General features: G+C 55.9%; 24 protein-coding genes. 4 read left to right on the top strand and 20 right to left on the bottom strand.

Going from position 1 to position 23,206, the window contains the following annotated elements:
- Nucleotides 1-2 precede the first annotated feature (2 nt).
- The 4 genes from HH216_RS13930 to lysM form a co-directional block, all read right to left on the bottom strand.
- Nucleotides 3-1,085: a M20 family metallo-hydrolase gene (locus HH216_RS13930; RefSeq protein ID WP_169551353.1), complete on the bottom strand. Its 1,083-nt coding sequence runs from the start codon at nt 1,083-1,085 to the stop codon at nt 3-5.
- 49 nt (nt 1,086-1,134) lie between these two features.
- The gene (locus HH216_RS13925) at nt 1,135-2,022 is read right to left on the bottom strand and encodes a S1 family peptidase (protein ID WP_169551352.1); all 888 of its coding nucleotides are present in this window, start codon (nt 2,020-2,022) and stop codon (nt 1,135-1,137) included.
- Between the two features lie 132 nt (nt 2,023-2,154).
- Nucleotides 2,155-3,522, bottom strand: coding sequence for an OmpA family protein (locus HH216_RS13920; RefSeq protein ID WP_169551351.1), 1,368 nt, complete (start codon nt 3,520-3,522; stop codon nt 2,155-2,157).
- 125 nt (nt 3,523-3,647) lie between these two features.
- Complete coding sequence (gene lysM / locus HH216_RS13915) at nt 3,648-4,115, bottom strand: peptidoglycan-binding protein LysM (RefSeq protein WP_169551350.1); 468 nt, start codon at nt 4,113-4,115, stop codon at nt 3,648-3,650.
- Nucleotides 4,116-4,321: 206 nt separating this feature from the next.
- Here lysM and HH216_RS13910 point away from each other — a divergent pair, with 206 nt between their 5' ends.
- Nucleotides 4,322-5,095 (top strand): outer membrane beta-barrel protein, encoded by a 774-nt coding sequence (locus tag HH216_RS13910; protein WP_169551349.1) that lies wholly within the window; start codon nt 4,322-4,324, stop codon nt 5,093-5,095.
- 75 nt (nt 5,096-5,170) lie between these two features.
- Here the strand turns inward: HH216_RS13910 and HH216_RS13905 are convergent, their stop codons facing one another.
- Nucleotides 5,171-5,698, bottom strand: a complete 528-nt coding sequence (locus HH216_RS13905) for a hypothetical protein (protein ID WP_169551348.1) — start codon at nt 5,696-5,698, stop codon at nt 5,171-5,173.
- Between the two features lie 122 nt (nt 5,699-5,820).
- On the opposite strand from HH216_RS13905, the gene miaA reads away from it, so the two are divergent.
- Nucleotides 5,821-6,732 (top strand): tRNA (adenosine(37)-N6)-dimethylallyltransferase MiaA, encoded by a 912-nt coding sequence (gene miaA, locus HH216_RS13900; protein WP_169551347.1) that lies wholly within the window; start codon nt 5,821-5,823, stop codon nt 6,730-6,732.
- A 72-nt stretch (nt 6,733-6,804) separates the two neighbouring features.
- On the opposite strand, the gene HH216_RS13895 is transcribed toward miaA, so the two are convergent.
- From HH216_RS13895 to HH216_RS13865, 7 genes are all read right to left on the bottom strand, one after another.
- Nucleotides 6,805-7,098, bottom strand: a complete 294-nt coding sequence (locus tag HH216_RS13895; RefSeq protein WP_106139838.1) for a rhodanese-like domain-containing protein — start codon at nt 7,096-7,098, stop codon at nt 6,805-6,807.
- Nucleotides 7,099-7,222: 124 nt separating this feature from the next.
- Nucleotides 7,223-8,788, bottom strand: coding sequence for a sensor histidine kinase (locus HH216_RS13890; protein ID WP_169551346.1), 1,566 nt, complete (start codon nt 8,786-8,788; stop codon nt 7,223-7,225).
- Between the two features lie 144 nt (nt 8,789-8,932).
- Nucleotides 8,933-10,759: a T9SS type A sorting domain-containing protein gene (locus HH216_RS13885; RefSeq protein WP_169551345.1), complete on the bottom strand. Its 1,827-nt coding sequence runs from the start codon at nt 10,757-10,759 to the stop codon at nt 8,933-8,935.
- A gap of 35 nt (nt 10,760-10,794) precedes the next feature.
- Entirely contained in the window at nt 10,795-11,571 is a 777-nt protein-coding gene (locus tag HH216_RS13880) for a PASTA domain-containing protein (RefSeq protein WP_169551344.1), read from the bottom strand.
- A gap of 75 nt (nt 11,572-11,646) precedes the next feature.
- Nucleotides 11,647-12,240 (bottom strand): riboflavin synthase, encoded by a 594-nt coding sequence (locus HH216_RS13875; RefSeq protein ID WP_169551343.1) that lies wholly within the window; start codon nt 12,238-12,240, stop codon nt 11,647-11,649.
- Nucleotides 12,241-12,341: 101 nt separating this feature from the next.
- Nucleotides 12,342-13,109, bottom strand: coding sequence for a class I SAM-dependent DNA methyltransferase (locus HH216_RS13870; protein WP_169551342.1), 768 nt, complete (start codon nt 13,107-13,109; stop codon nt 12,342-12,344).
- Nucleotides 13,106-14,041 carry a glycosyltransferase family 2 protein gene (locus tag HH216_RS13865; RefSeq protein ID WP_169551341.1) on the bottom strand — a complete coding sequence of 312 codons (936 nt, stop codon included), beginning with the start codon at nt 14,039-14,041 and terminating at the stop codon, nt 13,106-13,108. Before HH216_RS13865 ends, HH216_RS13870 begins: the two co-directional genes overlap by 4 nt.
- A 185-nt stretch (nt 14,042-14,226) precedes the next feature.
- Between HH216_RS13865 and HH216_RS13860 the strand changes: the two genes are divergently transcribed.
- Nucleotides 14,227-15,759 carry a sensor histidine kinase gene (locus HH216_RS13860; protein ID WP_169551340.1) on the top strand — a complete coding sequence of 511 codons (1,533 nt, stop codon included), beginning with the start codon at nt 14,227-14,229 and terminating at the stop codon, nt 15,757-15,759.
- Nucleotides 15,760-15,774: 15 nt separating this feature from the next.
- Here the strand turns inward: HH216_RS13860 and HH216_RS13855 are convergent, their stop codons facing one another.
- The 6 genes from HH216_RS13855 to HH216_RS13835 form a co-directional block, all read right to left on the bottom strand.
- Complete coding sequence (locus tag HH216_RS13855; protein ID WP_169551339.1) at nt 15,775-16,362, bottom strand: biliverdin-producing heme oxygenase; 588 nt, start codon at nt 16,360-16,362, stop codon at nt 15,775-15,777.
- Nucleotides 16,363-16,369: 7 nt separating this feature from the next.
- Nucleotides 16,370-16,786, bottom strand: a complete 417-nt coding sequence (locus HH216_RS13850) for a response regulator (protein WP_169551338.1) — start codon at nt 16,784-16,786, stop codon at nt 16,370-16,372.
- A complete protein-coding gene (locus HH216_RS26685; protein WP_332871398.1) occupies nt 16,779-17,915 on the bottom strand; it encodes a sensor histidine kinase in 1,137 nt (378 codons plus the stop codon). The genes HH216_RS13850 and HH216_RS26685 overlap by 8 nt, the downstream gene beginning before the upstream one ends.
- A complete protein-coding gene (locus tag HH216_RS26680) occupies nt 17,915-19,027 on the bottom strand; it encodes a GAF domain-containing protein (RefSeq protein WP_332871397.1) in 1,113 nt (370 codons plus the stop codon). The genes HH216_RS26685 and HH216_RS26680 overlap by 1 nt, the downstream gene beginning before the upstream one ends.
- Nucleotides 19,028-19,154: 127 nt before the next feature.
- Nucleotides 19,155-19,367 (bottom strand): hypothetical protein, encoded by a 213-nt coding sequence (locus HH216_RS13840; RefSeq protein ID WP_169551337.1) that lies wholly within the window; start codon nt 19,365-19,367, stop codon nt 19,155-19,157.
- Between the two features lie 89 nt (nt 19,368-19,456).
- The gene (locus HH216_RS13835; RefSeq protein ID WP_169551336.1) at nt 19,457-21,010 is read right to left on the bottom strand and encodes a sensor histidine kinase; all 1,554 of its coding nucleotides are present in this window, start codon (nt 21,008-21,010) and stop codon (nt 19,457-19,459) included.
- A gap of 528 nt (nt 21,011-21,538) precedes the next feature.
- Between HH216_RS13835 and HH216_RS13830 the strand changes: the two genes are divergently transcribed.
- Nucleotides 21,539-21,712 (top strand): hypothetical protein, encoded by a 174-nt coding sequence (locus tag HH216_RS13830; protein WP_169551335.1) that lies wholly within the window; start codon nt 21,539-21,541, stop codon nt 21,710-21,712.
- A gap of 85 nt (nt 21,713-21,797) precedes the next feature.
- On the opposite strand, the gene HH216_RS13825 is transcribed toward HH216_RS13830, so the two are convergent.
- Both HH216_RS13825 and HH216_RS13820 read right to left on the bottom strand, forming a co-directional pair.
- Nucleotides 21,798-22,700, bottom strand: a complete 903-nt coding sequence (locus HH216_RS13825) for an IS3 family transposase (protein WP_254448424.1) — start codon at nt 22,698-22,700, stop codon at nt 21,798-21,800.
- Between the two features lie 23 nt (nt 22,701-22,723).
- Nucleotides 22,724-23,053: a hypothetical protein gene (locus HH216_RS13820; protein ID WP_169549131.1), complete on the bottom strand. Its 330-nt coding sequence runs from the start codon at nt 23,051-23,053 to the stop codon at nt 22,724-22,726.
- Nucleotides 23,054-23,206: the final 153 nt, after the last annotated feature.

Raw genomic sequence — 23,206 nt, 5'->3', positions numbered from 1 at the left:
CCTCAGATTACCACCTGTTCGAGCATCTGGATATAGCCACGGATGCCGTCGCCCAGCTCGTGGAGATACAAAAACTCATCGGCCGAGTGCGACCGGCTCGAATGGCCGGGACCGCATTTGAGCGAGGGGCAACTCAGCACCGCTTGATCGGAGGTCGTGGGCGACCCGTAGGTATGCCGCCCCAGCGCCAGGCCAGCCCGCACAATCGGGTGATCGTCTGGTATGCTCGACGGGGTGAGCCGAATCGAGCGGGCCTGTACGTCAGACCGGAGGTTGGCCTGAATCACGTCGATAATTTCCTGTAGCGTGTACTGATCCGTCACGCGCACGTCGATGGTGAACGTGCAGGCGTCGGGCACGACATTGTGCTGCGTACCGGCCTGAATAATCGTTACCGACATTTTCACCGGCCCCAGCATGGGCGACACCTTCGGAAACTGATACGTTCTAACCCAGTCGATGTCCCGCAAAGCGTGATAAATGGCATTGTCGCCCTCATCGCGGGCCGCGTGTCCGCTGACGCCGTGGGCTGTGCAGTCGAGCACCAGCAAGCCTTTTTCGGCAATCGCCAGCTGCATTTCGGTCGGCTCGCCCACAATGGCAAAACTGATGGGCGGCATCTGCGGCAGTACCAACTCCAGCCCGTCCCGGCCCGATATTTCCTCTTCGGCGCTGGCAATCAGAAGTATGTTGTACGACAGGTCGGTGCGGTCGTAAAAATGCAGAAACGTGACAATCAGCGATACAAGACAGCCCCCCGCATCGTTGCTACCCAGTCCGAACAGCTTACCGTCCTGCTCCAGCGGAGCGAAGGGGTCGAGCGTCCACGACTTGTTGGGCTTCACCGTGTCGTGGTGCGAATTGAGCAGTACGGTTGGTTTGGCGGGGTCGAACTGCTGATTGATGGCCCATATGTTGTTTTTCAGCCGTTGGGTTGGTACGCCACGTTCTTCCAGAAAAGCAATAATCAGGTCGGCCGTGTGGTTTTCCTCCCGGCTAAACGAAGGCGTGGCAATCAGTTGTTTCAGCAGTGTCAGCGCATCGGCCGTCAGGGTATCGATGTGGGCAACGGGTAAACTGGTCATTAGTCAGGCAGGCGGTTATCGGGCAAATATACTGGCTACCGAGACACGGTCAGGCTTCGTAGAACTTCACGCTGTTGGTGCGTAGAAAATCTTTGATTGCGTCGACATGCACGCAGATACCAACTTGCAGGAAGGCGTAGTTCGACACTTTCTTCCGGCGGTTGTTGACCAGAAATTCCTTGTCCTCAATATCGAGCCCCAGGTGCAGCTGATCGGTGGCCGATTGCAGACCATATATCAGACCGTTGGTATCGAAGAGCGGCCCACCACTCTGCCCTACCAGACCGGGTGTACTTAATTCGATTTCGGGGCTGCTGCTTTTGTTCTGCATCAACCGGGTAATCATGCCGTCCAGCGGAAACGACATGTACCGGGTTTGTTCGTCGGTCCAGTAAGCTGTGTCGCGGTAGTTGTCGTAGCCGTAGTTGGTGAAGCCCGGAAACGGGTAGCCCAACCGGCAGAGCGTACGGCCGGGCTTGATCCGGCTGCTGTCTTTCAGGAATGTAGCGTATGAAGAATACAGCGGCCGGGTGAAGTTCCGAAAGCGAATGAGCGCCAAGTCAATGTGTTCGTTGGCGTGCAGCACGATCTCGGGCGTTACATCACCTTCGACACAGCGGATATACTGATGATATAACTGCTTGATCGTGTCGTCTTTGATACCAAGTTTCTGCTGTAGTTCGCGCTGAAGCCGGGCCCGGTCGGGGTGATTCTGGAACTCGCCTTCCTTACCCCGATAGCTACGGTAATTGGCGTTGATCTTATCCGACCGGACAATGTTGTTGGCGACGTGTCGGCAGGTTATTGCGTCGCCCAGTTCATTGACAAAAAACAGCGTGGCACTCCCCGGAACAATGGGGGCGTGGCCGTAAAACCGGGCGATTGAATGGATGGGGCGGGTAAACGTTTTAATGCGCTCGACGGCATCAGCAAACATAAGAGGGTACGTAAAAAGCAGGTACAAAAACAGCCCGCAATATACGCACAGACTATGTCGGACAGAATTGCGGGACGAACAGGATTTTGGCAATCTGCCAACCCCATCCGTCCCGCCTGTATTCTTGTTTGCTTAAATCTTTGTTACCGCGATGTCGATACGACGGTTGCGCTGACGGCCTTCGGCGTTGTCGTTGGTAGCCAGCGGATGTGCGGCACCGTACCCCTGCGTTGCGACGCGATTAGCCGCAATACCCGCCGATGTCAGTGCCGTACGGACTGAGGCCGCCCGGTCGCGGGAGAGTTCGAGGTTCGTATCGGCATTACCTGTGTTGTCGGTGTGCCCTTCGACCCGGATTTGCAGATTTGGGTAGGCTTTCATGATGTCGATCAGGTCGTTGACGTTCTGCCGCGACTCCGCCGTGATCTGTGCCGACCCCGTTTCAAACGTCAGGTTTTCAAACGTAAACGTCCGCTCCGGATTCTTGGGTTTGCTCCCCAGAAAGCGGGCCAGCCGCCCGTTGAACGATTGCTCACCCAGGCTTAGCTTGCGCCCGCCGGGCAGTTCAATCTGCGTAATTACGTCTGTACCGCCCGTCGTTGGCTTGTCGTCGCGGATGCCCAGCGCACCGGGGGCTGTTGAATCGGCTACCTGCCCGTGCGACTCGATCACGCTGTTTTTGGTCGCTCTCGACGTATCTTCAACGGCGTTCGACTCAACCCGCGCCGTACTGTCGGTGCTGACGCCGTCGACGCTGTTTTCGTTTTCACCGCACTTCTGCACGATCAGGGCCACCACCAGTATGCCCATCAGCACAGCAGCCCAGCGCAGCCAGCGTACGTTTTCGCGTTGCCGGTCGCCGTCGGTGCTTTTGGGGATGTTGGGGCTGACCACCGTACCGCTGAAATTATCGGCACCCTGCACAATCGTTGGCGGCCCCACCGGGGTTTCGAGTTCATTGAACCCAAGTAGGCTACCCACACTGTCCAGACCGCCGGGCAGTGCCGTGCGGAAGTTGGTAGCCTGCCCTTCGAGCAACGTTTTCAGGCTGTGCGCCGTCAGCCCTTTCTCCTGCTCCTGCCGCCCCAGTACGCCCATCAGTACCGATGCCGCCAAGCTCATCACAACCCGTACCGACTCGGGCTTGGCCCCGCCAAACGTACCGATCAGTTCGGTAGTGCGGCCCAGCTTGTCGCCGAATACGTGCTCCAGAAAGTCGCGCCCGGCGGTGGCCGTTTCGATGGTTTCCTGGTGCGTATCCGTCACCTGCCCGACATCGAACGGCGTTTTGCCATAGTCGCCTTTTCCCAGAAACGAGAAGATGCTGCCTGCCCCACCCGATTCCTGCACACGTCTTGTCAGGCCACCCAGCAACGTCGGGATGACGCCCTGCACGATTTTGACGACACTGGCGGGCTTCTCGCTTAGTTCAGTGCTTAGCTGATCGATAACGCCGGGGGTAAACTGTTCTTTTAGATAGGAGACGAGGTGAACGGCCATGACTACAGCAACTAAATAGGGTGAAACTGGATCGATTTAAAACGGATGTAGGGTGTAAACGAAGCGTGTGTGCTACTGCCCACCACTCCATTTACACCCTACTTACTCAAATTGACCCTGTTTTGTTATAACTGCGGGATGCGCAGCACCTGATCGGGGTAAATCTTGTCGGGGTCCGACAGCATCGGCTTGTTGGCTTCGAAAATCACGCCGTACTTCATCGGGTCGCCGTATACTTCCTTAGCAATCTTCGACAGTGAGTCACCTGATTTCACCGTGTAGAACTTGCCCTCCGGAGCTGGCTCATCAACCGTCAGCTGGTTATCGACCGACGTTACGCCTTCAACGTTACCAACGGCCAGTGCAATTTTCTCGGCGTCTTCCTGCGCCTTAACCGAACCGGTCAGCGTTACCGTGTCGCCTTTGGTCTTCACCGTCAGGGTTTTGTAGGCCAGACCCAGCTTCTTGACGTGATCGAGCAGCGCCTGTGCTTTTATGGGCTCGGCTTTCTCAGCCTGCACCGGATCGGCAGGGGCATCTTTGTGGTCAAAAATCTTCTCTCCTACTCCCTTGAAAAATGACAACAAACCCATTGTGTTTACCTGGTTTAGTGAAACAGTGAAAAAACGGCGGTAAGTACGACAACTACCACCCGATAAACAACAGACTGATTTCCTGAATGTTTAACTTTTGAGTCAACGGCAAACTGGATTTTTTCCCGAAAAAATAAGGCCGTTCGCCACAATTGGCCTACTTTCGACGTTTCTGCTACTAACTACACAACTTTTATACTCTGCTTATGAAGCAATTACAACTGACTGCACTTGCCTTACTGATCGGCTCGGCAGCACTCGCACAAACGTCGTTTGAAGGCGGTATTAAAGGGGCGGGCACGTTCACAAACGGCCATACCACCATTCCACCCATCTCAATATCGTCGCTCGCTACCATTCCGCAGCTGGAGAATAAAGGCAACGGTACCGGCACGGGCTATTCGTTTGGGGTGTGGGGACGCAAAAACTTCAGTTCGTTTTACGTGCAGGTCGAAGCCACGTACAACAACTACAAGCTGTACCAGAAAGCCGACATAACCATTCCGGCAGCACTGGCGTTCGGCATCGCCGGAACGTCGCTGCCGTCACAGATTCCGGCCGCTACCCCAACGGCCATCGCCATCACCTCGGAGTCGATACTGGAGTCGGTCAACGTACCGATTCTGTTCGGGAAGAAGTTTGCCGACGACCGTTTCCGGGTATTTGTGGGTCCCACCCTGCTCTTCACCACGAAAGCAAGCGCAACCCGCAACAACCTGGCAACCATCGGCACCAACAGCCTGAGCTTTCCGCAGACAACCACCGATTTGAAAAACCCCAATCGCAACGACCCTACGCAGGTCGCGCTGGAGGTGAAGCCGTTTACCTACGCGGCTGAGGTTGGCGTGGGCTATACGCTGGGCCGCATTCTCGACATCGACGCCCGCTATGCCGTGCCGGTGGGTGGTATCTACAAAAACAAGGACATCAAAGGCTACCTCGGTATTGCATCGCTCTCGCTGGGGCTGAAACTGTTCTAGCGGTATTGCTTTTACCCGCAGAAACGAAGTCGGGGTGCCGGAACGTAACCAACGTTCCGGCACCCCGACTTCGTTTTAATCAGCCAGTAACTGATAATTCTCGCGTAGCGGGCGCAGCCGATAGCACACCCGCTGCGCCATATTGGTCTGTTGCCCGCCTTTGTAGATCGGCACGAGATGACACAGCGAATTTTTCGTCAGCGTAAACCGATCATTCCCCCGAAACGCGGGTGCCGGGGCCGATGGGATGGTCAGCGAAATGGTTGCCAGTCGTTCGGGTAAAAATTGCCAGCCGTAGACCCGCCCGTAGGTGGTATCGGTCTGGCCAGCCGCGTACAGGTATAACTCGGGCAACCGGTTTTCGTCCAGATCGCCAACGTCGGCCCCAAGCAGGGCACCCCCAACGGGCTGCACCAGCCGGGTCAGCAGCAACCCACCCCGATAAGCCGCTACGGTCGCCGTCGATCCCGAATCACTCATTTCGGATTTAACGACAAACGTGTACACGTTGAAGCGGAGAATTTTCTGAAAGCGGGGTGGTGTAGGCTGCTGGCTGGTCGTCATGGGCAGACTCAGCAGCAGGTATAGTAGCCAAACATTCATTGGGTAGTAGGATCGGATGGTAGGCTACTTAACAAGGACTATACGTGCGGAGTTTTACCGCTTAAGCTGACAACCGCGCGTACCGGTGGCATCATTCGCCCAAATCAGGGCTATTTTTGCGGATGCCTTTATCAGACGCGCCTACTTTGCTGGTGGTAGCCGGGCCGACGGCCGTTGGCAAGACGGCACTCTGCGTCCGACTGGCGCAGCAACTTCGTACGGAAGTCGTTTCCGCCGATTCGCGGCAGTTGTACCGGGAATTATCGATCGGAACCGCCAAACCGACGTCCGCCGAAATGGACGGTGTGCCGCACCATTTTGTCGATTCACACAGCATTACCGATCCGGTTACGGCGGGGCGCTACGAGCGCGAATGCCTCAGCACGCTGAACGATCTGTTTGCCCGCCACCGGGTCGTGATTCTGTCGGGCGGAACGGGGCTGTACATCAACGCGGTCTGTTTTGGACTGGACGATATGCCCCCCGTTGACCCCGATTTGCGGGAAACGCTGCGGCTGCGCTGGCAGCAGGAAGGGTTAGCGCCATTGCAAGAGCAACTTCGCCAGCTCGACCCGGTTTACGCCCAGACCGCCGATCTGCAAAATCCGGTGCGGGTAACGCGGGCGCTGGAGGTGTGCCTGAGCACGGGCCTGCCGTATTCGTCGTTTCGGCAGGATAAACCCGCCGAGCGGCCGTTTAGCACGGTCCTCGTCGCCCTTGACCGCCCCCGCCCGGACCTCTACACCCGAATCGACACCCGGATGGATCAGATGCTGGCCAACGGTCTGCTCGACGAAGCGCGTAGCCTGTACGATTACCGGCACCTGCCCGCCCTGCAAACGGTTGGCTATCAGGAGATTTTTCCGTACCTCGACGGGGTGTACGGGTACGATGAGATGGTTCGGTTGCTGAAGCGAAATTCCCGTCGCTACGCCAAACGGCAGCTGACCTGGTTTCACAATCAGGCCGACTACCAGTGGTTCGCCCCCGACGATGAAGCCGGGATTCGGGCTTTGGTCGAAGAAAGAGGATAGCTATGAGAAGGAAGACGCTGGCACAAACCAACCGTTCTGCTCACAGCTATCCTCTTTACGCTACCCAAAAATCTACTGAGCCCGGTAGGCCAGCATACCGCCGGTTACGTTCCGGACGTTGGTAAACCCGTTTTCTTCGAGTAGCTGCTGCGCCCGTGCGCTGCGGGCACCCGACCGACAGTGTACGATCACTTCTTCGTCCTGCAAGCCGTCGAGCTGGTCCAGTTCGTAGGGCAGATCGCCCAGCGGAATCAGTTTAGCGCCGATATTGTCGGCTTCGTATTCGTTCGGTTCGCGCACATCGATCAGGTTTAGTTGTTCGCCTTTGTCGAGTCGCTCCTTTAACTCCTGTACGGTGATATCCATTGTTTTGGTGATTTGAGTAAGTCAGGGGTGTAACACAGCCGCCACCGGCAAGGTGCCAATGCGCCATATTGTCTCTATCGAACGAAGGTAGCGCATTTCGGCACCGGCGCGACGGCACCGGCCACTAATCGGGCAGGTAAACGCTGAAGGTAGTGCCAACGCCGGGCCGACTGCTGGCGGTGATTGCTCCGCCGTGGTTGACGGCTACCTTCTCGCAAATGGCCAGACCAATACCAGTACCGGCAAACTCGCTTTTACCGTGCAGCCGCTGAAAGACCTGAAAAATTCGGTCGAGATACTTCTCATCGAACCCAATTCCGTTGTCGGTCAGGTCGATGCAGTGATAGGCCCCGGCTGCCTGAACGGGCTTGATCGTACCGGGCAGCTCGTGGGCCAGTACACGCCGGTAGCTGATCGTGATCTGCGATACAGTGTCGGCCCGGCGAAATTTTAGGGCATTGCCAATCAGGTTCTGGAACAACTGCCCCAGCTGCGTAGCGTCGCCAATCACCGTCGGGAGCGGGTCGACCTGAATATCGGCTTTCGCTTCGGCAATACTTATCTGTAAATCGCTCAATACCTCATCTACCACAGTATTGAGGGCTACCGACTGGCTTTTATCCCGGCGCGTTGAGATGCGGGAATAACTAAGCAGATCCCGAATCAGCGTCGACATCCGAACAGCAGCCGTCTGCATCCGATCGATATAGTCCCGCTCATTACCCAACGAGTCGCTGTAACGCAGTTGAAGCAGGTTGCCGAACGACTGAATCTTGCGCAGCGGCTCCTGCAAATCATGACTGGCGATGTACGCAAACTGTTGCAGGTTCACGTTCGATCGAATCAGTTCCTGATTGGCCAGTTGCAGGGCTTCGGTTAATTTCTGCTGCGCCAGCTCCGCTTCTTTCTGCGCCGTTATATCATTGATAATCAACAGAAAACCATCAAACAGCTTTTCGCCCGACAGCTGTAACCATTTCTGCTGCCGCTTGTAGTACCGCTCGTGCTGAAACGAATGGCCAGTCGTGACAATGTCGGCGTAGAACGGAAACAGCTCGGCGTCGGATTCATGGTCGAAGCGTTCCCGAAAGCTTCGGCTGTAGATCGTCGATGCGCTTTCGCCGAACATCCGTTCGTAGGTTGCGTTGAAGAAGATGGCCCTGAAGTCGGTGATTACAGTCGATTCGCCATCGGCCCCTCTCGCCCGCACCGCTTCGTAGGCAACAACGCCACTCGGCGACGTTTGCAGTAGCTGATTGAAGAAAGCCGCCTGCTTTTTCTCGGCAATCTGAATTCGCTTCAGCGTCGACATATCAACGAACGTCACGATAACCGAATCCTGGTACTTCGTCACGTTGATATCGAACCACCCCTCGACACCATCGGCGAAATACGGTACCTCCAGCAACCGCGCCGACTTGCCGCTGTCGAGCACCCCCCGATACAAATCCAGAAATCCACTTTTCTCGACTTGCGAGAAGGACTCGATTAAACTCTTGCCGATCAGCTTTTCAGGGTGATGCCCGAGTATATCGGTCCCGGCGGGGTTGATGAGAGAAAACCGAAAATCGAGAACAGTACCAGCCGCGTCCCGCACGGCGTCGAGCACGCAAATCCCGGTCTGGCTATCGTTGATAATATGCTGGAAGAGGTGGCCCAGTTCCGAATTCACTTGATGTTCGACATTCATACACGCAGAAGCAGCCCGTACAGAGCAGCGGTCAGCTGGACATAACAAAGATAACCGCTATTGGTCATAGCCGGTGCAGATTCGTGACCGGTTAACCGCAGTTTCAGTGAACATAGTACCATATATATACGTCGCTGGTTGCCGCTAGTGCTGGATAAGCACCTTCTGCGTGACCGTCTGCTGCGCACTCATCAGCCGCAGCAGGTACAGCCCGTCGGGCAGCTGACTCAGGTCGGCGGATTGCTGACCCCGACCGGGTTCGATCCGCTGTATGAGCCGGCCACTGCTGCTGATTACATCGATCTGATTGATCCGGGGGTTATCCCAGCGAATCTGCCCCGACGTTGGGTTGGGGTAAACGGCCAGCGTTTCGAGCTGTTCGGGTTCGGCAGCGGTGGGCGTCGTATCGACCTTGCCACCCATGACGGGCCGAATCATAAAGGCACCGTTGAGCGACAGCGCCGACGAACTCAGGTTCTGCTCCCAGGTCGCCCCGCCGTTGTAGAACAGCTGATTACCGAACGGACTGTTTTTGTCGAAGCCCAGCCGGAAAATGGTCGTGTCGCTGCTGGTCGTTTGCTGATACCCCAGGTAAAACGTGTCGCTGACCGCCACCCCCTTCGTGAACGTGAAATCAACAAACCCGTTACGCGTACTGGGGTACTGGGTCGAAAATGACTGCTGGTAGATAGCCGTGCCGGGTCGGCCGTTGGCGTTGCTGTACACAAACATCGAAAACGACTGCCCGGACTGGTTGGTACGGAACGGCACGATACAGGCCCGGAAGCCTGCCAGCACATCAGCTTTGTTGACCACAAACCGCACCGCCCAGCGTTCGCGCGGCCCCACCTGCGCGCCGTACTCCCAGGTGCCGTCGTCGTAGGCGTAGTAATCGGCCAGGGCGGCGCGGGCCGACAGCGTATCGTTTTGCCGCAGGTTGACGCCCGGAATCGACGGGTTCTGATCGTCGGTTGTCAGCAGGTTAACGGTGTAGCGCAGCACGGCCGACGTCGATGTACCGAAGCTCGTGACAGGCAGTGGCCTTGCCGCTTTCCTCTGCGAACTCAGCGACGGAATCAACACCGAATTGGTTTGTGGCGAATCCTGTACCAACTGCCCGGATACCTCATCGCGCACGGTAAAGCGGAAAGTGGTGAAGTTGAAGTTGTTGAACAGGTTGTTGATGTCGGTGCGAACGGAGTCGGCAGTTTCGGCAGTTGGGTTTACCACATACTGCGACAACGGCATTGCCGTGTACCGGCGTAAAAACGGCGTCAGCGCTTGACGGACGGCCACGTCGCGCACGAATCGATCGCCAACGGTACGACTTTTATTCAGGTAGATGTAATCAATGTTCCAGGTATCGAAAGGCCCGGATTCACGACCGTATGAGCGAAACCGGAACGCGAAGGCGTTGTGCATGTAGACGGCGCTACGAATGGGAATAAACGTCTGTGTGAAGTTGTTGCTGGGGGCTCCGCCTTCCACCCGCCAGACGGTCTGCCAGGTACCGCTGCTGTTGAGAAACTGCACTGTCAGCGAATCGCCGGGATCGGGTGCTTCGCCCAGCCCGCGACTTTGCCAGTAAAAACTAAGGTAAACGGAATCAGACACAGCCAGCCCACTCAGGTTAATCGACCGCGATGCCAGCGTATCGGTATAGCCCTGCGCCAGCTGATTGTTCTGCACGTACGGCCTGCCGTTGGCATTCAGCCCGTCGAACGAGGCCACGCCCACCGTGGGGTGGTTAACGGCCATCGTGTTGTTGATATACACCCCGCTACCCGACTGCCAGCGATCCTGGCTGGGCCGGTCGAGGCCGGGGTAGCCCGCTGCGGTCGAAAAATCCTCAAAAAACGGCAGTTGCAGGGGTGTCTGCGCCCGGCCGGTCGAAGCGGCAAGCCCGACCAGCAGAATCAGCAGCCCGGCGCGCAGCCAGTTCGGCACGGATACAGGTAACGAACAGTTCATGGAACAAAAGCGACCGGGCGGGGTCGGCGACAGGGCTACGGGTTGGATTCAATGGGACCTACCACCCACAGGTCCATTGTTTCGCCGACGCGGATTCGTTCGCCCGGCCGGGCTTCGGGCCGCTGGCGCACCACCGTTCCGACTTCCTTCTCCGGATCATCAACAGAAATTTTCGTGCCGATTTTCAGGTTTGACCCCCGAATGGCGGCTTCAGCCTCATCGAGCGGTAGCCCTACAACGTTTGGAATGTCGAACATCGTATTACCCAGCCCGTCGCCAATCTCCAGATCGATTCTGGAGCCTTTCGGAATGGGCGTTCCGGCCGCGATTTCCTTGCCATTGTACAACTGACGCAGTACCGAGTTCTTCGCCACATCGGGCACGTAGGTGCGGTCGCCCTCCTGTAGCCCCATCGATTCCAGCATCCGAACGGCGCTCCGGTCAATCATATCAACCAGCGAAGGCATCGCGACCATCGGTGCCACGCGCTTGGTGACTTTCAGGTAGATTTTGCGGTCTTCCTTTACTTTGGCGTTGGCACGGGGGTACTGCTCAATTATGGTCAGCGGCTGCGCTCCGGCCACAAACGTGCAGTCGGTTACTTCATAGCGCAGGTTCCGGTCGTCCAGAATGTTCCGCATCTCGTCGACGCTGAGCTTGGACACGTCGGGTACGGTGATGGTCTGGCCGTGGTTGGTGGTGTAGGGCAGGTAAACAAAGAAAAAGCCCAGAAACAGCACCGCGATCACGGCCGCGATAATGCCGGTCTGGAGCAGAAGATCGAAGAATGAGCGGGTACTGATTTTAGCCATTCAGGTTGCCAGTGCGTGAATCCCGGCCGGTGGGCCGGGGTAGTGTGTCTCAAAACTAACGACAAACCAACGCGCTCAGCGATACCCGGCCAGCATTTTTTTGATGTACTTGCCCACGATGTCGAATTCAAGGTTGATCGTATCGCCCACTTTCAGGGTCTTGAAACTGGTATGCTCGTAGGTGTACGGGATGATCGTGACCCGAAAACCATCGGGCTGCGAATTAAAAACCGTCAGGCTGACGCCGTTGATGCAGATCGACCCTTTCTCGACCGTTACGTTATCGGCTACGGCGGGGTCGTACTGAAAATCGAACAGCCAGCTTCCGTTCATATCCTGCACGTTGGTACACACGCCCGTCTGATCGACGTGCCCCTGCACGATGTGCCCATCGAAGCGGCCATTGGCGGGCATACAACGCTCCAGATTCACCAGATCGCCGGGTTTCAGCAGGCCCAGGCTCGTTTTTTTCAGCGTTTCATCGACCGCCGTTACGGTATAGCTACCATCGGCCACGCTCGTCACCGTCAGGCAAACACCGTTATGGCTAACACTCTGATCGATTGTTAGTTCGGGGCTGATCGTCGACTCGATCCGAAAGGTCAGGTTGGTTCCTTCTGCTTCAATACCCGACACAGTGCCGGTGGTTTCTACAATACCAGTAAACATAAAATCAGTATTCAGTTTTTCGGGATTTGGTGTTCGATAGTCCGGTACTTTGCCAGCCTGAACCGGTCTGCCGACGCATATCAGGCGACAACGAGGTACTATTACCCGGTAATCCGCTCTCCCGTCAGGAACAAGGAACTGCCGAAGGGGGTTCGGGGCAACAGCCGGTTTTCGACACGGGCAACATGATATAGCGTTTCGTTGACCCAGTGAGTTGGCAGGTACACATCTGATTGGGCCGCGTCGGGCGTTCGTCCCAACCGCAGTTGCAGCCGCTGCCAGAGCCGCACCAGCAGGATAGGCACCGACAGCACCAGACTCCAGTAGGTCGACTGACCCAGCCGCAACCCGGCACCGGGAAAGAGCGGTTCCAGATCGGCCCGCACGAATCGGCGTTCGCTACCCACGGCCAGATCGTGCTGCCCCCGGAATACGTCGAACGCGTTATTGTTGCTGATAAACATCCCACCCGGCTCCAGCCGACGGGCGAGCTGAATCAGCAGTGAAGGCAAACCGGCGGGGGCTATGTAGCAGAACACATCATTGCAGATGACGGCATCGTACAGATTGGCCGCAGGCTGCCCGGCTAAGTCGTTCAGATTCATCAGCGACACATTCAGGTTCCGTTCGTGGCAGAACGCCACCGCGTCGGGCGAGCCGTCGATGCCGGTCAGGCTGGTGTAGCCCCGTTCGTGCAGGTAACTAAGCAGCCCGCCCGTGCCGCAGCCCGCGTCGAGAATACGAATGTCCCGTCTGTTGCCAAACCGGCGGATTAGCACATCCGCTACCCGCTCGTGCAGCTGTCGGTACCACCACAGCTTTCGCTCGACCTGAAACATTTTCTCGTACTCGTCCGTCAGGCCAATCATAGCTGTTGCAGCGTTTTTCCTGCTTTATTCGATCGAACAACGAAAGCGGGCAGGCCACTCTGACTCATAAACAGCTTACCGAGGTATTCGCCCAGCACACCCAGAAACACCAGCTGTATACCCAAACCAAACACGATCAGCCAGCTCACGACCAGCCAGCCAGCAATACCGGCCCCTCCGGCCAGCCCCGCGATGAGCAGCCCCAGCCCCGACAGGCCAGCCAGCAGCAGTATGCCCAGCCCCAGCCCGGTAAACAGGCGAACGGGCCAGAGCGAATACCCGATAAACACGTTGAGAAACAGCCCGATCAGCTTGCGGGCCGTGTAGCCCGACTGGCCTTCGGAACGAGCAAGGTGTGGCACCTCAACGCTCGTCACGTGGCGCGTAACCCGGAAAATCAGCCCGTCGATATACGGGTATGGCCCCTGATAGCGCACAATTTCCGCCACCACCTCGCGCCGGATCAGCTTAAAACTCGACAGGTACAGATCGCGCGGCTTACCCAGCGACGCCGTCGTCAGGGCGTTAACCAGCTGACTGCCCAGGTTACGGAACCAATGGTGCTGCTTCGTCGCGTACCGGCTGTAGACGACATCGTACTGACCCGCCTGTGCCGCACCGAGTAAGGTTAAAATAGCTTCGGGAGGATTTTGAAAATCGTCGTCGATGATCGCCGTAAACTGCCCACGCGCATAGCTCAGTCCGCACAATACGGCGTTGAACTCCCCGAAATTTCGACGCAGACTGATAGCCCGCACCGTGGGGTACCGATCGGCCAGCTGATCGATGACCAGCCCCGATTGGTCGGCACTGCCGTCGTTGACGAGAATGACCTCAAAGAGAAGCGCCGACAGGCAATCGTGCAGCCGTTCAACCAGCGGGCTAATGGTTTTTTCACTGTTGTAAACGGGAATCACAATGGTCAACTCCATAGTTAGCCTGATCGGTACGGGCGGGTGACAACGGTCGCCCGCAAAGGTACCAGCCGGGCGACGTCGGGGCGAATCCGAATTATAAAAAACGTTTATACACTTAACTTAGTTGTTAACTATTGGCGTGGTAGTTTTGAGCAGTCTATTGAGTCGGAGCGAGCCGGTTTTACCTTATACCCTAGTGCATGGCTAATTTTAGTACTGTTTCGCTACCATCAGATTTGGTCGTTTCCAGCTTGCAGCGCGGCCTTACGGTGTTGAGCGTCGTGCATGACCCGATGGGTACACCAGTCGACCTTCGGTTTGAAACAGTCAGTCCGCTGGCGGGTCATTTTTTTGGCGTTCATCCCGCCCGGCTTATCAACCGGCGATACAGTACTTTCTTCCCGGCTGCTGAATTCAACGAGCTGCTGGCCCATTGTCTGACGGCTTTCCAATCGGGCGATCCGGTATCTTTTCCCGCGACAAGTACAGATTTTACGGGTGTCGAACGAACCTACATGGTCAGCGCCGAACGAGCCGATCAGCAGCTTCGCCTGACAGTCGACGATTCAATATCCGGACCATTTATGATTCCCCGGCTGGTACCCGTCGACGTGCTGAACACACTACCCGACGCGCTGTGCCTCCTCGACCCTACTGCGTCTACCGACACCATAAACTTCGGGTATCGGTTCGTCAACCGGGCGTTTGAAACCCTTTGGGGGGGCACCGCCGACAAGCCGTTGCCGGGACGCCCGTACCAGTCGTCGCCAGTCGACATGGCCCAGCCTGAGCTAATGACGCACCTGCGCCACGTGGCCCAGACGGGGGTTGACTTTTCGGATGAACTATGGGTCGACAACCAGACGCCAGCGGGTTGGTATGCCGTGCAGATCAGCCGCACCACGGCCGGTAGTCTCGTTATGATGCTGCATAACTGCTCGACCGTTCGGGAGGTACTGCAACGGGCCGAAAAGCAAAATCAGTCGCTTCAGGAAGCCATCCTTAACCTCGAACGGTCGAACCTGGACCTGGCACAGTTTGCCCAGGTTGCCTCGCACGATTTGCAGGAACCGCTTCGCAAAATACAGGTATTCAGCGATTTACTTCAGAATCAATTAGCTGACAGCTTATCGGAGGGTGAGCGCGATCTGGGCAGACGACTTCAACTGGCCGCCCAGCGTATGCAGCACATGATCCGTGACCTGATGAATTATTCCAGGCTCGCCAGCGACAAAGCGTCCTTCGTTCCGATCGATCTGAACACGGTCCTGACCGAAGTGCTGACCGACCTCGACATGCTTATCACGGAAAAAGGGGCCGTCGTTGACCTAGAGCCGTTACCCACTATTTCGGGAAACTCGTCGCGCCTGCGGCAGTTGTTCCAGAATCTTATTGCGAATGGGTTGAAGTTCCAGCCACCCGGCCAGCCGCCCCGCGTGCTTATCACCAGCCAACGGCTCCAGCGACACGAACTGCCCATGTCGCTTGCTATCCAGCCTCAGCGCCAGTACTACCTTATATCGGTGACGGACAACGGAATCGGCTTTGATGTCGAGAAATACCGTTCCAAACTGTTCCGGCTGTTTCAGCGACTCCACGAACGAAAAGCGTTTGAAGGGACCGGTATTGGCCTGGCTGTCGCCCAGCGCGTGGCTGAAAGTCACGGCGGCATGATCGATGTAAAAAGCACCCCCGGCGAAGGCAGTACTTTTATGGTCTACCTACCCGCCTGATCCCATCAGACCGGCCTATTCTTCCGGGGATAGTGGTTTCGTTTCAGCGAACAAGTGCTGATACCGCCGGAAAGCAGCCTCGGCACCAGCCACGACAGCCTCGTAGCGGTTGCCCGGTACATCCGCCAGCAGCTGACCAAACGCTTTCCAGTTTCGCCCCGTATCGGTGCCATAGCCCGCGTAAAAGTGCATGGCATCGGTAAGTTCGGCCAGAGCGGGGTTGTTTCTGAGCATCGGCCCCACCATCGTCACCCCCAGCATCGACCCTTCGCTTACGTAGGCCGCACCCAGGAGTGCGCCGGGTAGCCAGTCCTGCATACCCACCGACTCGGTGGTGGGTGGCGTTTCGCCCAGCGCGTGAAAATCGGCCAGCAGTGCAGGTGTCTTACGACGGCTGTCAGGATCGTAACCGGCAAACTGGGATGCATGTCGACCAATCGCGGCTTCCAGATCGCGGTGAAACAGATAGTGCGTACGCAGCAAATGCCGGTACTGCCCGGCCGTCAGCGACCCCGCCTGCATGGCCGGTGTGTACAGCAACTGCTCGACGGCGTCGTGCAGCGGGCGGGTACGAGTGCGGAGTAAGGCAGCTAATTCGTTCACAGATTCGTCAGAAAGCGCAGATATTATCGGCCAGCCAGAACGCGAATGTGCGCTCCAGCAGGTCGCCCGTCGACTGATAACCACCGGGTTTTACGAGGTAGGCGTTGACCCCCAGCTGATACGCCCGGCGAACGTCGGTAGGGCTGTCGGATGTGCTGAACGCGATGATCGGTACCATGCGGGTTCGGGCGTCGTCCCGGATGTGCTTGATGATGTCGAAGCCGTTCATGCCGTTGAGGTTGATGTCCATCAGGATCAGCCGGGGCATAGTCGGAGCCGTTTCGGTAGTGCCGTACAGATAGCGAATTGTTTCGCTTCCACTGTCAGCAATTTTAAAGCCGATCGACTGCATTTTTCTGCGCATCAACCGGGCAAACACATCAGCTTCGTTGGCGTTGTCTTCGATGTACAGTACGTCAATCATTGGTGGCTACGGCATTATCTGGAAACAAAACCCAAAACGTAGTTTCCGTACCAGGCACGGAGTCGAACCATATTTTACCGCCGTGCCGGTCGATAATGCGCTTGACTACCGCCAACCCTACGCCCGTTCCTTCGAAAGAGCGGGCATTTTCCAGTCGTTTAAACAGATCGAACATCCGGTCGGCCTGTTTCATATCGAAACCAATACCGTTGTCGGTCACGCGGTATACGGTTCCTTCATCCGTGACGTTGCCGTCGATCCGAATCTGCGCGTCTTCGGCCAGGCGGGTGTATTTGGCCGCGTTTGTTATCAGGTTTTGAAACACCTGCTGCACCATCATCGGGTCGCCCTGAATATCGGGGGCTTTGCCGATGGTTACCGTCAGCTTACGGCTACGCTCGTCGAGCAGCACATCTTCCCGTATCTGCTTCAGCACATCGCTCATATCCACCGACTGCCGTTTGATTTCCAGCCGACCCATCCGGGAGTAGTACAGGATGTGCCGGATCAGGGCGCGCATCCGATCCGATGAATCAATTATTTTCTGGAGCAGTCCGCGGGCGTCTTCGTCGAACTCCGTACCGTATTCTTCGATCAGGATCTCGGAATAGCAGCGAATTGACGATAGTGGAGTGCGCAGATCGTGCGACACGGTGTAGCTGAACGCGTCGAGTTCGTCGTTGGCTTCTTTGAGCAGGTTGTTCAGCAGCCGAACTTCGTTTGCCTGCTTATTGACGACCTGCAAAATGTCTTCCCGCAGCTTGAGGGCAGATGTCACATCGGTTTCTGACCATGAATCGGCCGTTGCCCGAACAATTTCGGCCCAGGCGGCAAAGCTCTGCCGGGGGCTGATGCGCCGTTGTCCGTCATTGTCAACCGATACTGGTTTTTCGGGATTACCCGCCCACGTTACCTGCTGTATCTGTTCCGGCCGGAACCACAACACGTACTCGTCCAGCTCGCGCGACAGCGTCACGGCCAGTAATCCGCTGGCCACGTTAGTGTAGTCCATCGCCTGCGGATACAGGTCGATCAGCTTGGCGGTTTGCAGCACGGGGTCGCTATCGACCGTTTTGAGCCAGTCGGTCAGAGCAACAACCTCTTTTTCGGAAGGCGTTTTGCCCATCATCAGAATCTCCCCCCAAAGCGCAGCACAGCCCCGCCAGCTTCCACCAGATCAAGTAGCGTGGTCGGCTGCATTGTCAGGGCATTGGTCACGTTATCGTGCTGCACAAGCTGGTTGTGCAGTATCCGGCCCACTTCGCGACTACGGTCGCGTTGCAGGTGGTTTTCTTCGCCCCGCCGAAATTCGAGGGCCGACGACAGCAACTGACTGACGAATTTGGCCGTTTGCCGCGCGGTGTAGTCAACGAAACGGGGGGTATCGTGGTGGCAGGAAATCAGCCCCCAAAGTTCACCCCGGTACATGAGCGACAAACTCATCGACGCGGCTACACCCATATTTTTCAGGTACTCGATGTGCACCGGCGATACGGCCCGCAGGCCGGCTTGTGTCATATCGAGGGGCTGATCGGTCGGCCAGTCACCAACGGTCAGAATGGGCGACGGCGTACTATGCACGTCGGCAATCAGCCGAACCAGATTTTTCTTATACAGTTCGCGGGCCTGCCGGGGGATATCCGATGCGGGGTAGTGCAGCCCCAGAAACGGCTCCAGGTGCGGCTCTTTCACTTCGGCCACCACGACACCGTGCCAATCGGCCCCGAACTGATACACCATAACCCGGTCGAAGCCGATGATTTCTTTGATGCGCCGGGCGGTGTTTTCCAGCAGCGCCGACAGCGACTGACTGGCCTGCACTTCGTTTAGCGCCTGCGATACCAGTTGCTGATTGTACGGCAGCATTGATGCGTCGCCGGCCGGTTCCCACTCCAGCAGAATCAGCCCATTGTATTCGTGCAGAATCAGGTTCCAGACCCGTTCGTTCAGTTCAATTCGGTAGGGGCTGATCGTATCCCAGGATTGGTTGGCTCTACCCTGATCGAGCAGGTTGGTTAGCCTGTCAGCCGGTTGAGCCGTCTTGCTCAGTAGCTGCCCAACAGACTTACCAAGCAGGTCGTCGGCCGATTGCCCGACCAGTTCCACGATGTTGGCACTTGTGTGAATAATCTGGTAATTGTCGGGCCGGACAGCCACTAAATAGCCGTGCGACTGAATATGCCCTAGAATATGAATTGGCTCCTGATCACAGGTAATCAGGTCAGATGTCGAATAAACCACGAAAGACGGCCCCGAAGGTCCGGGATTGATTGTTTGCTTGGGAATACCTCCCCTAACGTTCCAGCAATATACGTATTTGACGCCTGCTTTTACGACTATCCGATTCTCCGGGATTGCCTGTGCGGGCTCAGAACCGCATGTTTACTTTCCGCATACCAAATCGGATGCCAAGGGAGGTGTATAGTATGATAAAGCCGGATTCGAGCCAGGCTTCCAGCCGGTGCGTTTTGTAGTATCCCCCCCGGTAATCGGTAATCCAGTCGCTCAGGCAGGCCAGATAGCCCACCAGGCCAAGCGCGGAGATTATCAAAATCAAATAAAACGGCAGATTCAGCTTCATAACCAGGACAAACGAAGAGCGCTATTATGTTCCTCAGACAACCAGACAGGCGACAGGTTTAACGCACGTTTTGTTTTTGGGGCCGCAATCTACGTATCCGCCGGTAGAAACACACTGAACGTGGTGCCGCTGCCGGGTTCGCTCGTCGCTGTTATCGCACCGCCATGACTCCGTACAACCTTGTCGACAATGGCCAGCCCGATACCTGTTCCTTCGTACTGACTGCGGGTGTGCAATCGCTGAAATACGTTGAAAATAAGGCCCGCGTCTTTCTGAGCAAAACCAATGCCGTTATCGGTGACATCGAGCCGATAATACTGCGCTGCGGCCTTCACGGGGTGGACGGATTCGGGCAATGCAGCGGCAGCGAGTTGTTGCACCCGAATCTGCACATGCGGAGGCCGGCCGGGCTGGCGGAATTTGAGCGCGTTCGCTACCAGGTTTTGCAGGAGCTGCGTTAGTTGAACCCGGTCGCCCTGCACCACCGGCAGTGGGTCGGTTTCCACAACGGCGTTGGTTTCCGCAATGAGCATCTCCAGCGTGGTGAGCGTGTCCTGCCATACGGCGTCGAGCGAAACAGGCTGGAAGGTGTCGCGCTGGGTGGTCAGCCGGGAGTAGGTCAACAAATCTTTTATCAGCACCGACATCCGCCGGGCTGCGTCCTGCATCCGGGTCAGATAGTCGGTGGCGGGCCCTTCGGTAGGCAGTCCGCTGTTTTTGAGCAGATCACCGAACGACTGGATTTTGCGCAGCGGCTCCTGCAAATCGTGGCTGGCCACGTAGGCAAACTGCTGGAGATTTTCGTTGGTACGAATCAGATCCTGATTGAGCGTTTCGAGTTTGAGCTGCGTATTTTTCAGCTCGGTGATATCCAGAAACGACAGCACGATCCAGTCGCCGTTGCGTACCCCCTGCACCTCGTACCAGAGGTCATAGCCGTCGGCGACGTAGTGATTATGATACCGCATGGCCTCCCCCGTCTGCGCCAGCTGCTTGTACCGATGCCATATTCCCGTTTGCTCGATACCCGGAAACGCCGTACGCATGGTTTTGCCGATCAGCACGTCGGCTGTGCGGCCTGTCATACGCTCAGCCATGTGATTAATCAGTTCATAGCGCAGATCGACGACTTCGTGCGTAATCGGGTCGCGGACAATGGCATACAGCGCCATCGCCGTCAGGGCACTATCGATCACGAACTTAAGCTGATCGGCCTGCTGCTGCCGGGCCAGTATCATTACCTGCGAAGTAACATCCTGCATGGCCCCTACCATCCGTACGACCTGCCCGTCCTGCACCACCGCGTGCCCCCGGTCGTGTACGTACGCGTACGTTCCGTCGGCCTTCAGAAATCGGTACTCACTCGCCCAGTTTGGCTTTTCGCCAGTCATGGTCAGGGCCAGACTATCACTCACACGCTGCCTGTCGTCGGGGTGAATACGCTCCAGCCACAGGGCCGACCCCGACTGCCACTCGTCAGGGTCGTAGCCGAACTGCACTTTCAACCCTTCGGTCCACCATAGCCGGTCGGTAGTCAGTTCCCAATCCCACCCAGCGTCGTGCGTGACACGGGCCAGCGTACGAAATCGCTCAAATTCAGAAAACTGGTTCTGGGTGTTGATGGGGTTGGGCGCGTTGTTCATTCTGTCGGTAACTCATCGCCGGAAATACGTACTCGATCCGGGCAAGCTACAAAACAACGAAACTACAACGCATTTCCTGTCTACCGGCAGCCTGAAATTCTGCGACTGAACTCAACCAGTGATCGCGCGTTGAGTCAGCCGATTCATTGGCTGGCATTACCATGACCATTCTTGTAACTATGTATTAATATTTTTTAACAAAAAATACATTAAATTAATTATCTGGCATCCATTTTGTCCAATCCGGTAAACACATATCACCATACACACACGATAAAATGTCAAGATACGCTCACCTGATCAGTCCGTTCACCTGGATTACGCTGTTTATCCTCTCGGCTATCAACTGCTATCTCCTTATCAGATTATGCGTTTGGTTATATGGTCTGCTTTAGGCCATCACCAAATAAGTGTACATAGTCGGCAGCGAACGTTGTCGACTATTTTTTTGCATCCGTAGTCGATAATTGTCGGCTACCCACACTCCGTTTCGTAGCATCACAACCTGACCGACGCAGGCTTACCAGATTGGAAACGCTTCGGGGCGACACCTTCAACCTGACCAAGATCGTATCTCTGACACCCACCGACCTGAAGAAGAAAGTCCACGTCAACGGGGTCAACTACATCGTCGGCTCGCTCAAAGCGCAGCTGACCAACAACACGATCGTACCGGCAGAGTTGCAGCAGTGCCGAGTGTAACCCAGAAATAGTACAACACAAAAACGCCCCTCGAAATCGATCGATTGTAGGACGATTCCGAGGGGCGTATGCTACTGAAATAGGTTTACAAAGGGGAACAAAACGGCTTGTCGATTTGCAGTGGCACATTTCCAAACCGAACTCGCTTGTAAGGATACCATTTTAACCGCTGATGACCAACTTGCCGGTGAGCTTGGTTTGGAGTTTGGTAATTCAGTGACGCATGAGGACGCAGTGAATTATAAGTCCGAATAGCCTGGCCAACGGTCGTCTCGGCCAAGCCAAAGTTGACAAAGCCATGCAGTCGAAAGTCATACTTCAACGTGCGAAAGACCCGTTCGGCTAAAGCATTTTCATTTGGGTCACCTGATTCGGTCATACTAATAACAATGCCTGCCTGACGAAGCCGGGCCACATAAGCCCCTGAACAGTACTGAACGCCCCGATCTGAGTGATGGATGAGCGATTTGCTGGTCTGTCCTCGATCACCCAGTGCCATCTCTAGAGCCGCCAGCGGTCCCTTGGCTTCTAATGTTTTGTGCACTGACCAACCCACGATTTTGCGCGAGTAAGCATCCAGAATAATTGATACATAGGCGAAGCTAGTACCCGCTCGAACGTAGCTTAGATCACTTACCCAAAGTTGATTGGCAGCCGTTGGTTTGAGATCTTTAACCCGATTAGGATACGTCTTCAAGCCATGTCCAGAATCAGTCGTACGCACGTATGCTCGTTTCTTGACTAGCAGCAAACCATTGATTTTTAATAGGTTATGTAGCTTGTCACGACCTAACTTGATCTGGTGAACAGCCAAGAAAGCCTGCATCATTTCATGTAATTTAGTGGTTCCTAAGCCGGGTACCTGTCGGCGTAGCCGCATCACTTCGGCCAACACCAGGCTAGCCTGAAAACCCGCTTTTTGCTGTCGCCTGGTAGCCGCATACCAGGCGTATCGTGTTAATCCAAACAGCCCACACAACTGCTCCATGCCCACCAGGGGATAGCGACGAGTCAGTTGGTCGACGGTTTGGTGCCAGACTTTTTTAGGATCTTGATCTGGAGTTGTTCTTCGGCAATTTGGATAGCCGCTTCGAAGGCTTCAGCTTTGAGTTTGAGGTGCTGATTTTCGGCTTCGGTAGCACTCAATCGTCGCTCAAGTGCTTTGATGTAGGCCTCCTGATTGTGCTTTTTCATCCGCTTGAAATACCGGTAAGGATACAGAAAAGGAGCTAGTCGGTGTTTGTAATACCAGCGGTTGAGCTGGCGCAATTCCTTGAGCGAAATATGCAGGTACTGCTGGATGTCGGCCGGCTGAGCAATTTCGGCCCGGTAGATTGACACGACGCGTCGCTTAAAATGGAGCGATTTTCTAGTTTTCTTATTTCGTTGTAATACGCTAATATACATTGGCTTACTGATTTAGTGTTGACTAAATTCAGTAGCATACGGGGCGCTGTATAACCAATGTTATGTTAAGGAAAAAAACACAGAATC

Source organism: Spirosoma rhododendri (assembly GCF_012849055.1).
Taxonomy (GTDB): Bacteria; Bacteroidota; Bacteroidia; order Cytophagales; family Spirosomataceae; genus Spirosoma; species Spirosoma rhododendri.
The sequence above is the reverse complement of the archived record's forward strand: the minus strand, read 5'-3'. Positions and strand labels throughout refer to the sequence as shown.

What these genes read in the sequence shown, in the direction of transcription:
- HH216_RS13930 (WP_169551353.1), bottom strand. Translation starts at nt 1,085, where the DNA reads ATGACCAGTTTACCCGTTGCCCACATCGATACCCTGACGGCCGATGCG.
- HH216_RS13925 (WP_169551352.1), bottom strand. Translation starts at nt 2,022, where the DNA reads ATGTTTGCTGATGCCGTCGAGCGCATTAAAACGTTTACCCGCCCCATC.
- HH216_RS13920 (WP_169551351.1), bottom strand. Translation starts at nt 3,522, where the DNA reads ATGGCCGTTCACCTCGTCTCCTATCTAAAAGAACAGTTTACCCCCGGC.
- lysM (WP_169551350.1), bottom strand. Translation starts at nt 4,115, where the DNA reads ATGGGTTTGTTGTCATTTTTCAAGGGAGTAGGAGAGAAGATTTTTGAC.
- HH216_RS13910 (WP_169551349.1), top strand. Translation starts at nt 4,322, where the DNA reads ATGAAGCAATTACAACTGACTGCACTTGCCTTACTGATCGGCTCGGCA.
- HH216_RS13905 (WP_169551348.1), bottom strand. Translation starts at nt 5,698, where the DNA reads ATGAATGTTTGGCTACTATACCTGCTGCTGAGTCTGCCCATGACGACC.
- miaA (WP_169551347.1), top strand. Translation starts at nt 5,821, where the DNA reads ATGCCTTTATCAGACGCGCCTACTTTGCTGGTGGTAGCCGGGCCGACG.
- HH216_RS13895 (WP_106139838.1), bottom strand. Translation starts at nt 7,098, where the DNA reads ATGGATATCACCGTACAGGAGTTAAAGGAGCGACTCGACAAAGGCGAA.
- HH216_RS13890 (WP_169551346.1), bottom strand. Translation starts at nt 8,788, where the DNA reads ATGAATGTCGAACATCAAGTGAATTCGGAACTGGGCCACCTCTTCCAG.
- HH216_RS13885 (WP_169551345.1), bottom strand. Translation starts at nt 10,759, where the DNA reads ATGAACTGTTCGTTACCTGTATCCGTGCCGAACTGGCTGCGCGCCGGG.
- HH216_RS13880 (WP_169551344.1), bottom strand. Translation starts at nt 11,571, where the DNA reads ATGGCTAAAATCAGTACCCGCTCATTCTTCGATCTTCTGCTCCAGACC.
- HH216_RS13875 (WP_169551343.1), bottom strand. Translation starts at nt 12,240, where the DNA reads ATGTTTACTGGTATTGTAGAAACCACCGGCACTGTGTCGGGTATTGAA.
- HH216_RS13870 (WP_169551342.1), bottom strand. Translation starts at nt 13,109, where the DNA reads ATGATTGGCCTGACGGACGAGTACGAGAAAATGTTTCAGGTCGAGCGA.
- HH216_RS13865 (WP_169551341.1), bottom strand. Translation starts at nt 14,041, where the DNA reads ATGGAGTTGACCATTGTGATTCCCGTTTACAACAGTGAAAAAACCATT.
- HH216_RS13860 (WP_169551340.1), top strand. Translation starts at nt 14,227, where the DNA reads ATGGCTAATTTTAGTACTGTTTCGCTACCATCAGATTTGGTCGTTTCC.
- HH216_RS13850 (WP_169551338.1), bottom strand. Translation starts at nt 16,786, where the DNA reads ATGATTGACGTACTGTACATCGAAGACAACGCCAACGAAGCTGATGTG.
- HH216_RS26685 (WP_332871398.1), bottom strand. Translation starts at nt 17,915, where the DNA reads ATGATGGGCAAAACGCCTTCCGAAAAAGAGGTTGTTGCTCTGACCGAC.
- HH216_RS13840 (WP_169551337.1), bottom strand. Translation starts at nt 19,367, where the DNA reads ATGAAGCTGAATCTGCCGTTTTATTTGATTTTGATAATCTCCGCGCTT.
- HH216_RS13835 (WP_169551336.1), bottom strand. Translation starts at nt 21,010, where the DNA reads ATGAACAACGCGCCCAACCCCATCAACACCCAGAACCAGTTTTCTGAA.
- HH216_RS13825 (WP_254448424.1), bottom strand. Translation starts at nt 22,700, where the DNA reads ATGGAGCAGTTGTGTGGGCTGTTTGGATTAACACGATACGCCTGGTAT.